Annotated in this window: 9 protein-coding genes; 6 read left to right on the forward strand and 3 right to left on the reverse strand. The window is 68.5% G+C overall.

Annotation, left to right across the window (positions count from 1 at the left end; genetic code table 11):
* Positions 1–9 precede the first annotated feature (9 nt).
* Positions 10–480: a MerR family transcriptional regulator gene (locus ACFO8M_RS02425; protein WP_387969987.1), complete on the forward strand. Its 471-nt coding sequence runs from the start codon at positions 10–12 to the stop codon at positions 478–480.
* Between the two features lie 12 nt (positions 481–492).
* On the opposite strand, the gene ACFO8M_RS02430 is transcribed toward ACFO8M_RS02425, so the two are convergent.
* Entirely contained in the window at positions 493–1,611 is a 1,119-nt protein-coding gene (locus ACFO8M_RS02430; protein ID WP_387969990.1) for a nicotinate-nucleotide--dimethylbenzimidazole phosphoribosyltransferase, read from the reverse strand.
* Between the two features lie 50 nt (positions 1,612–1,661).
* Here ACFO8M_RS02430 and dapF point away from each other — a divergent pair, with 50 nt between their 5' ends.
* Positions 1,662–2,444: a diaminopimelate epimerase gene (dapF, locus tag ACFO8M_RS02435; protein ID WP_387971168.1), complete on the forward strand. Its 783-nt coding sequence runs from the start codon at positions 1,662–1,664 to the stop codon at positions 2,442–2,444.
* 184 nt (positions 2,445–2,628) lie between these two features.
* On the opposite strand, the gene ACFO8M_RS02440 is transcribed toward dapF, so the two are convergent.
* Entirely contained in the window at positions 2,629–4,017 is a 1,389-nt protein-coding gene (locus ACFO8M_RS02440; RefSeq protein WP_387969992.1) for an NAD-dependent malic enzyme, read from the reverse strand.
* A gap of 268 nt (positions 4,018–4,285) precedes the next feature.
* Between ACFO8M_RS02440 and hflX the strand changes: the two genes are divergently transcribed.
* Complete coding sequence (gene hflX / locus ACFO8M_RS02445) at positions 4,286–5,686, forward strand: GTPase HflX (protein WP_387969995.1); 1,401 nt, start codon at positions 4,286–4,288, stop codon at positions 5,684–5,686.
* A 71-nt stretch (positions 5,687–5,757) separates the two neighbouring features.
* Positions 5,758–7,461, forward strand: coding sequence for a hypothetical protein (locus ACFO8M_RS02450; protein WP_387969998.1), 1,704 nt, complete (start codon positions 5,758–5,760; stop codon positions 7,459–7,461).
* An 82-nt stretch (positions 7,462–7,543) separates the two neighbouring features.
* Here the strand turns inward: ACFO8M_RS02450 and lexA are convergent, their stop codons facing one another.
* A complete protein-coding gene (lexA, locus tag ACFO8M_RS02455) occupies positions 7,544–8,200 on the reverse strand; it encodes a transcriptional repressor LexA (RefSeq protein WP_270110793.1) in 657 nt (218 codons plus the stop codon).
* 396 nt (positions 8,201–8,596) lie between these two features.
* Between lexA and nrdR the strand changes: the two genes are divergently transcribed.
* Together nrdR and ACFO8M_RS26575 are read left to right on the forward strand one after the other, a co-directional pair.
* Positions 8,597–9,073 carry a transcriptional regulator NrdR gene (gene nrdR / locus ACFO8M_RS02460; RefSeq protein WP_387970001.1) on the forward strand — a complete coding sequence of 159 codons (477 nt, stop codon included), beginning with the start codon at positions 8,597–8,599 and terminating at the stop codon, positions 9,071–9,073.
* Positions 9,074–9,134: 61 nt separating this feature from the next.
* Positions 9,135–13,265: a vitamin B12-dependent ribonucleotide reductase gene (locus ACFO8M_RS26575; RefSeq protein ID WP_449267465.1), complete on the forward strand. Its 4,131-nt coding sequence runs from the start codon at positions 9,135–9,137 to the stop codon at positions 13,263–13,265.
* Positions 13,266–13,484 lie beyond the last annotated feature (219 nt).

Raw genomic sequence — 13,484 nt, forward strand, 5'->3', positions numbered from 1 at the left:
CTCGCCGTTATGGCCACCGATGAACTGATGGCGCGCGTCCTGGACATGCTCGGCGAGGACGGCCCGGTGTCGGTCGAGGCGATCCACAGCCTCATCGACCCGGCGGACCTCCCCGAGGCGATGACGATCGCCGAGGTCGCCGAGCTGCTGGACCTCTCCGCGCACACGCTGCGCTACTACGAGCGGGTCGGACTGGTCGAGGTCGCCCGCGACGGGCTCGGCCACCGCGTCTACGACGCAGAGGCGGTGCGCCGCCTGGTGTTCCTGACCCGGATGCGATTGTCGGGCATGCCGATGCGCGACCTGCAGCACTACATCGCGCTGGTCGACGCGGGGGATGCGACGGAGCCCGAGCGGCTGGACATGCTCGTGGAGCACCGTGACACCGTGCGGCGCCAGATCCGGGAGTTGACGCTCTCGCTCGTGGCGACCGAGTACAAGATCGCGAAGTACGGCGGGGCGACGGGCACCGATCTCTGAGGTGCCGTGCCTTTACGCTTCGGCCGGCTTCTCCGCGGCCGCTTCGGATTCGGCGTCGGCGGACACCTCGGGGCCGTCCGCGACCGGGGTGGTCTCGGGGGCCGCGGCCACGGGCTCGGGTTCCGGCTCGGGCTCTTCCTTGACCGGCATCGGGAGGGCCTGGGAGATCCGGAGGCTCTGCTGGAGGAGGTCCAGGCCGAGAGGGAGCGCGGCCGCGTCGGGCAGGTCGAGCTCGAAGCCGAGGTCGTCGGCGAGGCCGCCCTGCTTGGCGAGTTTGACCACGACGGGGTGCGCGGAGCGGTTCGGCGCGTAGCACCACTTGGGCGCGGCGAGGCCGAAGTCGCGGGCGATCATCATGGCGGCCATGGCGGCCGGGCCGTCGATGAGCATCGCGGTGGAGCGGGTCGCGGCGGTGAAGATCGCGGCGGCCATCGTGCCGAGCTGTGCCCCGCCGAGTCGCGACACGAGCGCTTCGGGGCTCCTCTTGAAGCCGCGGTTGAAGGCGAGGTGGTCGCGCAGGGCGGCGATGCGGCCCATCCAGGCCGAGTCGTAGACCGATCCGTTGGGGGCGTGCAGCTGCGGCATGTACGTGGTGATGTCGTCCTTGGCGATGAACGAGCAGACCGCGACGGAGGCGGTCGAGGCGCCGGCGCCGAGTCCGGCGATGAGGAGAAGGTCCGCGCCGCCGTCGATCGCCCGGTCGGCGGTCTCGCGGCCCAGGCGCAGGGCCTCGGTCAGCTCGGTCTCGTCGAGCAGCGGGCCTTCGACGCCTTCGCTCACAGGGGTGCGGACGACGGTGACGGGCAGCCCGGCGCGGGCGGCCTGCTCGGCGAGCGGGCCTTCGCCCTTTTCGAGTGCGGTGGCCTGCTCTTCGACGGGCGCGTAGTCGCCGGAGGCCCAGCCGTCCGGGTACTCCCCGGCGAAGAGGAGCATCTGCGGGGCGGTGAACGGTTCGGGGGCTTCGGTGGCCTGCATGCGGGCGGCCCAGCCGACGGCGGGCTGGAGGCGCCCGAGTCCGGCGCCCTCGATGAGCGCGTCCTGCAGCCGCGCGTTGGCGCGGGTGGTCCACACCCCGTTGGGGAACTTCGCTTTCAGGTCGGCGAGGGGCCCGGCGTCGGTCGTCTCAGTCACGGCATAAGGCTAGCGCGGGAGCCGTGGGGCACAATTGCCTAGTGACGACCATCGACTTCGCCAAGGGACACGGCACCGGGAACGACTTCGTGATCGTGCCCGACCTCAAGGACGCCCTGCCGTTGAAGGACGCCCAGGTGGCGCTCCTGTGCGACCGCCGCTTCGGGATCGGCGGGGACGGGCTGCTGCGCGTCGCGCCTTCGGAGGACCCGGCGGCCGAGTGGTTCATGGACTACCGCAACGCGGACGGCTCGATCGCCGAGATGTGCGGCAACGGCGTGCGGGTCTTCGTGCGCTACCTGCTGGAGCAGGGGCTGGCCGAGGGCCCGGAGGTTCCCGTGGCGACGCGCGCGGGGATCAAGACCGTGTACGTCGAGGGCGATGAGCTGCGGGTCGACATGGGAGCGGCCGCGTTCGGGCCGGTCTCGCAGGCTTCGGTGGAGGGTTTCACCTGGCCCGGCCAGTCCGTGTCGATGGGCAACCCGCACCTGGTGTGCCACCTCGGGGACGACGCGGAGCTGGAGGCTCTGGAGCTGTTCCACCAGCCGCGCTACGACGCGGGCGTGTTCCCTGACGGCGTGAACGTCGAGTTCGTGGTGGGCGCGGCGCCGCAGGTGCGGATGCGCGTCCACGAGCGGGGCGTCGGCGAGACCGCTTCGTGCGGCACCGGCGCGTGCGCGGTCGGCGCGGTCGCGCTGCGGCACGCCGGCCAGGACACGGGTGTGTGCAAAGTGGACGTCCCGGGCGGGACGCTCACCATCACCGTGACCGACGAGACGCTGTACCTGACGGGCCCGGCCGTGATCGTGGCCGAGGGGACCTTCCGGATCTAGCGCCCCGCGAAACGTGAATGTGAGGCGTGTCTGCCACAGGCCGTCCACAAACCCCCACCCTCCCAAGAGGGGACAGCCTCGGCGAAGCTTGCGAGCCGTAAATTGGCACAGCGGCGATCTTCGCGCCCGGGTCCGACAAAACGCCCCGGAAACCAGCGGTCTCCGGGGCGTCAAACGCGTCACGTCAGCGCATGGCCTGCTTGACCGCGGCCGCCACGGCCGGGGCCACGTTCGGGTCGAAGACGCTCGGCACGATGTACGTCGCGTTCACCTTCTCGGTGCCCACGCAGTCGGCGATCGCCGTCGCCGCCGCCAGCGCCGCGTCGTCGTTCCAGTCGTGCGCCTGCGCGTCCAGCAGCCCCCGGAACACGCCCGGGAACGCCAGCACGTTGTTGATCTGGTTCGGCTGGTCCGAGCGGCCGGTCGCCACGATCGCCGCGTACCGGGCGGCCTCCGTCGGGCTGATCTCCGGGTCCGGGTTCGCGAGGGCGAACACGATCGGGTCCTTGGCCATCTTCGCCACGTCGGAGCCCTTGAGGATGTTCGGCGCGCTCACGCCGATGAACACGTCCGCGCCCTCGACCGCGCCGGAGAGGTCACCGGAGTAGTCGGTCTTGTTGAAGTGCGTCCCGAGCCACTGGTGCGTCTCGTTGTCGGTCTCCATGTCGCTGTGCAGCGCACCGTCGCGGTCGACCGGGATGATGTCGCCGATCCCGGCCTTCTCCAGCAGCCGCATGATCGCGGTCCCGGCGGCGCCGCAGCCGACGATGGTCGCCCGGACGTCCTTGAACTCCTTGCCGACCACGCGCAGCGCGTTGGTCAGCGCCGCGAGCACGACGATCGCGGTGCCGTGCTGGTCGTCGTGGAACACGGGGATGTCGAGCCGCTCGCGCAGCCGCGCCTCGATCTCGAAGCACCGCGGCGCGGCGATGTCCTCGAGGTTGATGCCGCCGTATGTGGGCGCGAGCGCGGCCACGATGTTGACGATCTCGTCGGTGTCCTGCGTGTCCAGGCAGACGGGCCAGGCGTCGACGTCGCCGAACTTCTTGAACAGGGCGGCCTTGCCCTCCATGACCGGCATGGCCGCGGCGGGCCCGATGTTGCCCAGGCCGAGCACCGCGGAGCCGTCGGTCACGACGGCGACGGTGTTGCGCTTGATGGTGAGGCGCCGGGCGTCGTCGGGGTTCTCGGCGATCGCCATGCACACGCGGGCGACGCCGGGCGTGTAGGCCATCGACAGGTCGTCGCGGTTGCGCAGGGGCACTTTGGGGGTGACCTCGATCTTGCCGCCGAGGTGGACGAGGAAGGTCCGGTCGGAGACCTTCTTCACGTCGAAGTCCGGCATGGCCTCGAGGATCTGCGTGACCTGCTCGGCGTGGGCGGCGTCGGAGGTGTCGCAGGTGAGGTCGACGGTCATCCGCTTGTTGTCGGAGGCGACCACGTCGAGCGCGGTGACGATGGCGCCGGCCTGGCCGACGACCGTGGCGAGGCGCCCCGCCGCGCCCGGATCGGCGGACAGCGCCAGCCGGACAGTGATGGAGAACCCGGCACTCGGAAGACGCGCAGCAGTCATGCCACTCCTAATCAGTCACCACGTTGTGGACTCACGGTCGGTACCTCTGAATCATGCCACCGCGCCCGGGGGGTCTGCCCGCGCCCGGTCGCGGCGTGACGGCTCCTACCAGCGACTACGTCCTCGCTGGTCCGAATCGTCGACCAAGGGCCCCAGAGATCAATAAGAACAAATCTCCGCCCCGCCCCGCCGGATGGAGTGCGCGGCCATATTCGGTCGCCCTTTGTCGGCCGCACGTGTCAAGCTTGTGGTGATGCACCAAGAGCACATGAACTCCCAAGAAGACTTTCCGTCCACCGCCGCCCCTTCCGCGGGGGAGCTGGACCTGGAGGCCCGCCAAGCATTGCGGCGCGTCTCCGGTCTCGCCTCCACCGAACTCGCCGACGTCACCGACGCCGAGTACCGGCGACTGCGCCTCGAGCGCGTCGTCCTGGTCGGCGTCTGGACCGAGGGCACGATCGACGACGCAGAGAACTCCCTCGCGGAGCTCGCGCAGCTGGCCGAGACGGCCGGCTCCGAGGTCGTCGACGGCCTGATCCAGCGCCGCAGCAAGCCTGACGCCGGCACCTTCATCGGTTCCGGCAAGGTTCGCGAGGTCAAGGACACCGTCGAGGCCCTCGATGCCGACACGGTCATCGCCGACGGCGAGCTGTCCCCGGGCCAGCTGATCGCCCTCGAGAAGGCCATCAACGTCAAGGTCATCGACCGCACCGCGCTGATCCTCGACATCTTCGCCCAGCACGCGAAGAGCGCCGAGGGCAAGGCCCAGGTCGAGCTCGCGCAGCTGCAGTACCTGCTGCCGCGCCTGCGCGGCTGGGGCGACGCCATGAGCCGCCAGGGCGGCTCGAACGGCGGCGTGGGCCTGCGCGGCCCCGGTGAGACCAAGCTCGAGACCGACCGCCGCCGCATCCGCGCGAAGGTCGCCAAGCTCCGCCGCGAGCTCGCGAAACTCACCGTGACCCGTGAGACCAAGCGCGACTCGCGCACCCGCAACCGGGTCCCGGGCGTCGCCATCGCCGGGTACACCAACGCGGGCAAGTCGAGCCTGCTCAACGCCCTCACCGGCGCGGGCATCCTCGTCCAGGACGCGCTGTTCGCGACCCTCGACACCTCGACCCGCCGCTCCCGCACCGCCGAGGGCCGCGAGTACACGATCACCGACACGGTCGGTTTCGTACGCCACCTTCCGCACCAGCTCGTCGAGGCCTTCCGGTCGACGCTCGAGGAGGTCGCCGAGGCGGACCTCATCGTCCACGTCATCGACGGCTCGCACCCCGACCCGCTCGGCCAGGCCGACGCGGTCCGCGAGGTGCTCGCCGAGGTCGGCGCCGAGGAGGTCCCCGAGCTCGTCGTCGTCAACAAGCTCGACCTGGTCGCGCCGGACGACATGCTGCAACTGCGCTCCGACTGGCCTGACGCGGTCTTCGTCTCCGCCCACTCGGGCGAGGGCATCGACAAGCTCCGGGCCGCCATCGAGCAGGCGCTGCCGCAGCCGCACACGATGCTCACGGTCTGCATTCCTTACGTGCGCGGCGATCTCGTCTCCCGCCTGCGTTCGCGCGGCGAGGTCCTCGAGACCGACCACCGCGGCGACGGCACCGTGATCACGGCACGGGTCGACGAGGCACTGGCCGGGGAACTGCGAGCGTTTGTCCTGGAAAAGGACTGAATTCTAGTGGTCCTGAACATGTCTCACGGGGGTCCTGGCCAATACCCCCCGTGTTCTGGAACACTTGCGTGATGCGAGAGCGCCGTGTGGGCCGCAGGGTCCTACCTGCGCGGATCGTTGCCGGGGCTGCCGGAGCGGCTGTCCTGGTCACGGCCGCGCCCCCCGTGTACGCCCAAGAAGAGGGCGGCGGGGAAGTGGTGTGCGACCTGCACGACCCCCGACTGGCGAACCCTTCGGGCATCGCCGCCGCCGAAGACGGCGACGGCTGGTGGATCGTCTCCTCCGCCGACAACCAGGACTCGACGCTGTCGGTCCTGCGCGTCGGCGGGGACTGCAGTCCGCGCGACGCCGACGAGGTCTTCATCGAGCACCCGCCGATCGACCCGCAGGCGCTGGCGCTCGACGGCGGCGGCTTCATCTGGGTCGGCGACACCGGCGGCGCGACCGGCCGCGACTGGATCACCGTCAACCAGATCGAGATCGACTCCCTCGACAACAACGTCACCTACCGCTACGTCTTCCCCGATGCGGCCGAAGAGGTCGAGACGTTCCTCATCCCCGACTCCGGCGACAAGAAGCCGCTGTTCTTCTCCGCGGCCGACGGCGAGACCAACCTGTACTACCCGCCGGGGGAGAACCAACCCGAGAACACGCCGCTTGAGAACGTCGGCACCGTCGCCCTCTCCGAAGGCGGCTCGGTCACCGGCGCGGCCCTGAACGCGGACGCCAGCAAGGTCGCACTGCGCACCGAGACCGCCGTCTACGAGTGGACCGTCGACGGCGACGTCATCTCGACGCTGACCGAAGGCACCCCCGTGGTCACCCCCATCACCGATGCGGGCGGCGCGGAAGGCATGGCCTACGACGCCGACGGCAACTTCGACGTCCTGTCCTCCAGCGAGAGCGACGGCACGGTCGGGACCATCACCTCGTACGCCCCGGCCACCGCGGCCGCCGAAGAGCCCGCCGCCGACGACGGCGGCGACGAGCCCGCGGCCGAGGAAGAGGGCCCGAGCCTGGTCGACCGCATTCTCGACCTGGGCTTCGGCACCATCGTGAAGATCTTGGCCGCCATCGCGATCCTCGGCATGGCGACGATGGTCTTCGGCATCGTCATCATCCGCAAGTACCGCAAGCAGCAGGGCGAGAACGGCACCGAGGACGACGGGACCGAGATGGGCTTCGCCCGCGAGGAATCGGTCTTCGGCCGCGACCGGCACGCCGCTTACGACGACGACCCCGTGGACCTCGGCCTCGACTCCGGTCAGCCCGATCCCGACCTCGGGCAGATCGCCCGCGGCGCCACGGGCAGCGTCTACGGCGGCGCGCGCCCCGAGCCTTCGGGGAACGTCTACGGCGCCGCAGCCCCGGCCCGGCCCGAAACGACCGGCTCGGTCTACGGCGGTGCGCGCCAGGAACCCTCCGGGAACGTCTACGGCGCGAGCCCGGCCCGTCCCGAGGTGCCGCGGCCGAGCCCCGGCACCGGTTCGGTGTACGGCGGCGCCCGCGAGGAACCGCAGTACGGCGCGTTCGAAGGCGGCGGCCACGGCAGCGTCTACGACAACGCCGGCCCGGGCCAGTCCTTCGCGGCCCGTCCCGAGCCCTCAGGCAACGTCTACGGGGCTCGACCCGCCGCCCCGCCCACTGGTCAGGGAAGCGGGCACGTAGGCCCTCAGGGCGGCGTCTACGGGGCCGGAAACGCGGACCGGAGCCCGGAGCCGGAGGACGGCTTCTGGGGCCAGCCCGAAGGCGGCACCTACGGCCGGGGCCGCTGACACGACAGCGCCCGGAGCAGCGCATCGAACGCTGCTTCCGGGCACGGCTGTACTGCAGGGAGTACCAGTCGATCTAGGGGTACTAGATCTTCCGGAGGACGGCCACGACACGGCCGAGGATCTCGGCCTCTGAGGCGTCGATCGGGTCGTACAGGGAGTTCGCCGGGAGCAGCCACGGCTTGCCGTTCTTGCGCTTCCAGGTCTTCACCGTGGCCTCGCCGTCGATCATGGCGGCCACGATCTCGCCGTTGAGCGCGTCGGGCTGCTGGCGCACGACCACCCAGTCGCCGTCGGTGATGGCCGCTTCGACCATCGAGTCGCCCTTGACGCGCAGGAGGAAGTGCACGCCTTCTCCGACGAACTCGGCCGGCAGCGGCATGACGTCGTAGTCGCGCTCCTCGGCCAGGATCGGCTGCCCGGCGGCGATCTCGCCGACCATCGGGACGTACCGCGGCCGCGGGTGCTGCGAGCAGGTCTGCACGCCGCCCGGGGTGGACTGGCGGACGCCGACCGCGCGCGGCCGGCCGGCCAGGCGGTTGAGGTAGCCCTTCCGCTCGAGCTGCTTCATCTGGTAGGCGACGGACGAGGCCGAGGCGAGCCCGACTTCGGCGCCGATCTCCCGGACGCTGGGCGGGTAGCCCTTGTTGTTGATGAACTCCTCGATGTACTCGAGGACTTGCTGCTGCCGACGCGTGAGCTTGCGCGTTTTCGGTCGGGCTGTTGTGGTCTCGCTAGCCACAGGAGGCTCCCGTTAGACAAATGGGACGGTATGTCTGATTCCGACAATGTAACTCAGGTGCTGTGTCAAGTCAAACATTCGTGCGACTCCGGCGTGTCGTCGCGCTGGTTGGAATGTGTTTTGGCGCGGATTCACTCGAACGAGTGAACGATAGGCTTCCGCACGCTGCTGAAATATCGGCCCCGGCCCGAGTTTTCCGGGTGCTCGATTCAGCGTATCCTTGACACAAGATCTTGTGGTTTGTTGTATCGTCTCTCACTAGGTGTTGGGGTTTCCACACCTACTGGATTCGGTGGAGGGCAGACTGTCCCCTCCGCATCGCGCGCCGCAGGCGCGCCGGGATCCGGAAACTGTCAGACCCCAGAGCGACGATGGCGTGTGAAGGAGACTCTAGCGATGCGTTGCCCGTACTGTCGCCATCCCGACAGCCGCGTAGTGGACAGCCGTGAGGCAGAGGACGGGAAGATCATCCGCCGTCGCCGGGTCTGCCAGCAGTGCGAGAAGCGCTTCACCACGGTCGAGGAGTCCATTCTCGCTGTCGTGAAGCGAAGTGGCGCAACCGAACCGTTCAGCCGCAGGAAGGTCGCCTCCGGCGTTCTCAAGGCCTGTCAGGGCCGGCCCGTGGACGCCGACGACGTGGCGAAGCTGGCGCAGACCGTCGAAGACGAGATCCGCTCCCGCGGCGTGGCCGAGGTCCCCGCCAACGATGTCGGCCTGGCCATCCTCCAACCGCTGCGGCAGCTCGACGAAGTCGCCTACCTTCGCTTCGCCAGCGTCTACCGCAGCTTCGACTCCCTCGAGGACTTCGAGGCCGCCATCGCGCAACTGCGCGAAGAGCACGCCGCCCGCACCACCGTCGCCAACAACGACTGACCCCCAGCACGAACACCCATCCGATTCCCAGACCAGGCATGAGCAGACAGGGGCGAGGAACATGCCGAAGACCACGAAAGCCACTACCGCGACAGCACCGAAGCAGACGAAGCAGGCCAAGGCCGGCGGCCTCAAGGTGGAGCGCATCTTCACCAAACCGGGCGTGCACCCGTACGACGAGGTCAAGTGGGAGTCCCGCGACGTCGTCATGACCAACTGGCGCGACGGCTCGATCAACTTCGAGCAGCGCGGCGTCGAGTTCCCCGAGTTCTGGAGCATCAACGCCACCCAGATCGTCACCTCGAAGTACTTCCGCGGCGCCCTCGGCACCCCGCAGCGCGAGACCGGCCTCAAGCAGGTCATCGACCGCGTCGTGCGCCAGTACCACCTCGCCGGCGAGAAGAACGGCTACTTCGCCTCCGCCGAGGACGCCCAGATCTTCGCCGACGAACTCACCTGGCTGCTCCTCCACCAATACTTCAGCTTCAACTCGCCGGTCTGGTTCAACGTCGGCACCGCTGCGCCGCAGCAGGTCTCCGCCTGCTTCATCCTCAGCGTGGACGACACCATGGAGTCGATCCTCGACTGGTACAAGGAAGAGGGGATGATCTTCAAGGGCGGCTCCGGCGCCGGGGTCAACCTCTCCAAGATCCGCTCCTCCGCCGAGTTGCTCTCCTCGGGCGGCAACGCCTCCGGCCCGATCAGCTTCATGCGCGGCGCCGACGCCTCGGCGGGCACCATCAAGTCCGGCGGTGCGACCCGCCGAGCCGCCAAGATGGTCATCCTCGACGTCGACCACCCCGACATCGAAGCCTTCATTGACACCAAGGCGCGCGAAGAGGACAAGATCCGTGCCCTGCGCGATGCCGGGTACGACATGGATCTGGGCGGCGAGGACATGTTCTCGGTCCAGTACCAGAACGCCAACAACTCGGTCCGTGTCACGGACGAGTTCATGAAGGCCGTCGAGGAAGGCACCGACTACGCACTCAAAGGTCGACTCGACGGCAAGGAACTCTCCCGCCGCGACGCCCGTGAGGTCTTCCGCCGCATGGCCCAGGCCGCATGGGAATGCGCCGACCCGGGCATCCAGTACGACGACATCATCAACGATTGGCACACAAACGCCAATACCGACCGAATCTTCGCATCTAATCCTTGCTCGGAATATATGAGTCTAAATGACTCATCCTGCAATTTGGCGAGCCTGAACCTCATGAAGTTCCTCGGCGAAGACGGCTCGTTCGACGTCGAGCGCTTCGTCGCCACGGTCGAGTTCGTCATCACCGCCATGGAAATCTCGATCTCCTTCGCGGACTTCCCGACCGAAAAGATCGGCCAGACCACCCGCGACTTCCGCCAGCTCGGGATCGGCTACTCGAACCTCGGCGCGCTGCTCATGGCATCGGGCCACGCCTACGACTCCGAGGACGGCCGGGCCCTGGCCGCCGCCATCACCGCGCTGATGACCGGCGTCTCCTATCGTCGTTCCGCCGAGCTCGCAGGCGTCGTCGGTCCCTACGCGGGCTACGAGCTCAACGCCGAACCGCACCAGCGGGTCATGCACAAGCACGCCGCGGCCGCGGACGAAGTCCGCACCTTCGGCGACGTCGACGCCACCGTTCTCGACGCCGCAAAGGCCGAGTGGGCCAAGGGCAACGAGATCGGCGCCGTCAACGGCTGGCGCAACGCCCAGGCCTCCGTGCTGGCCCCGACCGGCTGCCTCACCGGCGACACCCTGATCACGACCGACCGCGGCCTCACCCGGCTCGAGTCGCTCGGCGACCCGTTCGGGGGGAAGTGGCAGGACCTCGACGCGACGGTCTCCACCGATGAAGGCCCGATGAAGGCGACGAAGTTCTTCGTCAACGGCGAAGAGCCGACACGTCGGATCACCACCGAGGCCGGATACCGGATTCAGGGCACACTCGTCCACCGGATCAAGGTCGTCGACGACGCGACCGGACAGTGGGAGTGGAAGCGACTGGCCGAGGTTCAGGCCGGCGACCTCGTTCCGATGCAGCTGCGGCAACTCGTCGGCGAACCCAACCGAGTGCCGCTGCCCGTGCTCGACCAGGCTTACTACACCGAAGACGGCGAACTCACCGTTCCGGACTCGGTGAGTGAAGAGTTGGCGGAGCTCGTCGGCTACTTCATGGGCGACGGCAGCCTGCACGCCAAGGGCATCCGCCTGTGCGTCGCCGAGGACGACCAAGACGTCACGGACCACCTCTGCCGACTCAGCGAGAAGCTGTTCAATCTCACTCCGCAGCTCGGCCAGCGCGAGGGCTATACCGAGGTCACGCTCCAGTCGGTCCGTCTTGCGCGTTGGTGGCAGGCTGCCGGCTTCGCCAAGGGCCGCCCCAGCGAAGACCACAGCGGGAAGGGCTGGAAGCCGCGCATCCCGGCGGCGATCCTGGAGACGAACTCCGAATCGGTCTACGAGGCTTTCATCCGCGGACTCTTTGAGGCGGACGGGACTGTCGGGGAAGGGGTGCAGAGCGTTTGCACCTGCACGCCGGAATTTGCCGACGAGATCCGGACCCTCCTGCTCACGCTCGGCTTCGCCACGACGACGCGCATCACTCCGACCGGCTGGGGCGGCGACGCCTCCGTCGTTCGGATCCGCAACATTGACCACGCGCTCAACTTTGCGGAGCGGATCGGCTTCATCGGTGGCCGCAAGAACCAACTCCAGGCTTGGGAAGAGCCGGAGCGCTCGGCCAAGCGGGACCGCGTGTACCTGCCCCGAGCCGCCTGGGACGAGATCGTCCCCGCCGGACACCCGTACCGGAACCGCATCGTGCTGTCACTCCGGAAGCACGGCGGCGTCGCGAGGCAGGCCGCAACGGATCTCTATGCGCACACGCGCGACGAGCGTCTGCGCTTCGCACTCGGCTACCTGTTCGAGCGTGTCGAAACCAACGAGGACGGCGGCGTCGTTCCGACGTACGACCTTTCGGTCCCGGAGAACGTCACGTACGTCGCCAACGGCATGGTCAGCCACAACACCATCTCGTTCATGATGGACTGCGACACAACGGGAATCGAGCCCGACCTCGCACTCGTCAAGCACAAGAAGCTCGTCGGCGGCGGCTCCATGGAGATCGTCAACCAGACCGTGCCCCGGGCGCTGGCGAACCTCGGTTACAACGAGGAGCGGCGGACCGAGATCGTCGACTACATCGCTGAGCACGGGTACGTGATCGATGCCCCGCACCTTGCGAAGGAACACTATTCGGTGTTCGACTGCGCCATGGGGGAGCGTTCGATCTCTCCGATGGGACACGTCAACATGATGGCCGCCGTGCAGCCGTTCTTGAGCGGGTCGGTCTCCAAGACGGTGAACCTGCCCGAGACCGCCACGGTCGAGGACATCGAAGAGGTCTACTTCCAGGGCTGGAAGCTCGGCCTCAAGGCGCTCGCGGTCTACCGCGACAACTGCAAGGTCGGGCAGCCGTTGTCCGCCAAGAAGAAGGAGATCGAGAAGGCCGTGGAAGCGGCCGTCGAGGAAGTGGTCGCCACGGTCGCCACGCACGGCCCGGTCCGCCGCAAGCTCCCGAAGAAGCGTCCCTCCCAGACCATCTCGTTCACCGTGGGCGGCGCTGAGGGCTACATGACCTCCTCGTCCTACCCGGACGACGGCCTCGGCGAGGTCTTCCTCAAGATGTCCAAGCAGGGTTCGACCCTCGCGGGCGTCATGGACGCGCTGTCGGTCTCGATCTCGATCGCGCTCCAGTACGGGGTGCCGCTCGAGAAGTACGTCGAGAAGTTCACCAACATGCGCTTCGAGCCCGCCGGCATGACCGACGACCCGGACATCCGCATGGCGTCGTCGCTGGTGGACTACATCTTCCGGCGCCTGGCGCTCGACTACCTGCCGTACGAGGAGCGCGCCGCGATCGGCATCCTCACCACGGCCGAGCGCACCGCCGAGCTCAACGGCGAAGACCCGTCCAAGGTCTCGCAGCCGGACGTCGACCTCGACGCACTGCGCGCGTCCGCGCCGATCGAGGAGGCCGTTGAGGACCGTGTGCAGATCGAGTCGAAGAAGTCCCGCAAGGACATCCTCAACTCGGCCCAGGCCCGCAGCGCCGACGCGCCGCTGTGCATGAACTGCGGTACGAAGATGCGCCCGGCGGGCTCCTGCTACGCCTGCGAAGGCTGCGGCGCCACCAGCGGCTGCAGTTAGAGGATATGGCTAAGCCGGGCCGCCTCGCGAACGCGAGGCGGCCCGGCCTTTTGTGGAGGCGCATTTGCAGATATCTAGGCATCACGCCCTGACCTCGTGATGTGATTCGGGCGCAGGCCCGGCCACCCGGCCGCCCACGAGAGGGGATTGACCCATGTCCGACATGTCCGCCGAACCGCCGCGCTACGGCCAGTACCCGGGCAACCAGCCGCCGGGGCG

Origin of the sequence: Glycomyces rhizosphaerae, assembly GCF_042647865.1 — a bacterium.
In the GTDB taxonomy this organism is placed as follows: domain Bacteria; phylum Actinomycetota; class Actinomycetes; order Mycobacteriales; family Micromonosporaceae; genus Glycomyces; species Glycomyces rhizosphaerae.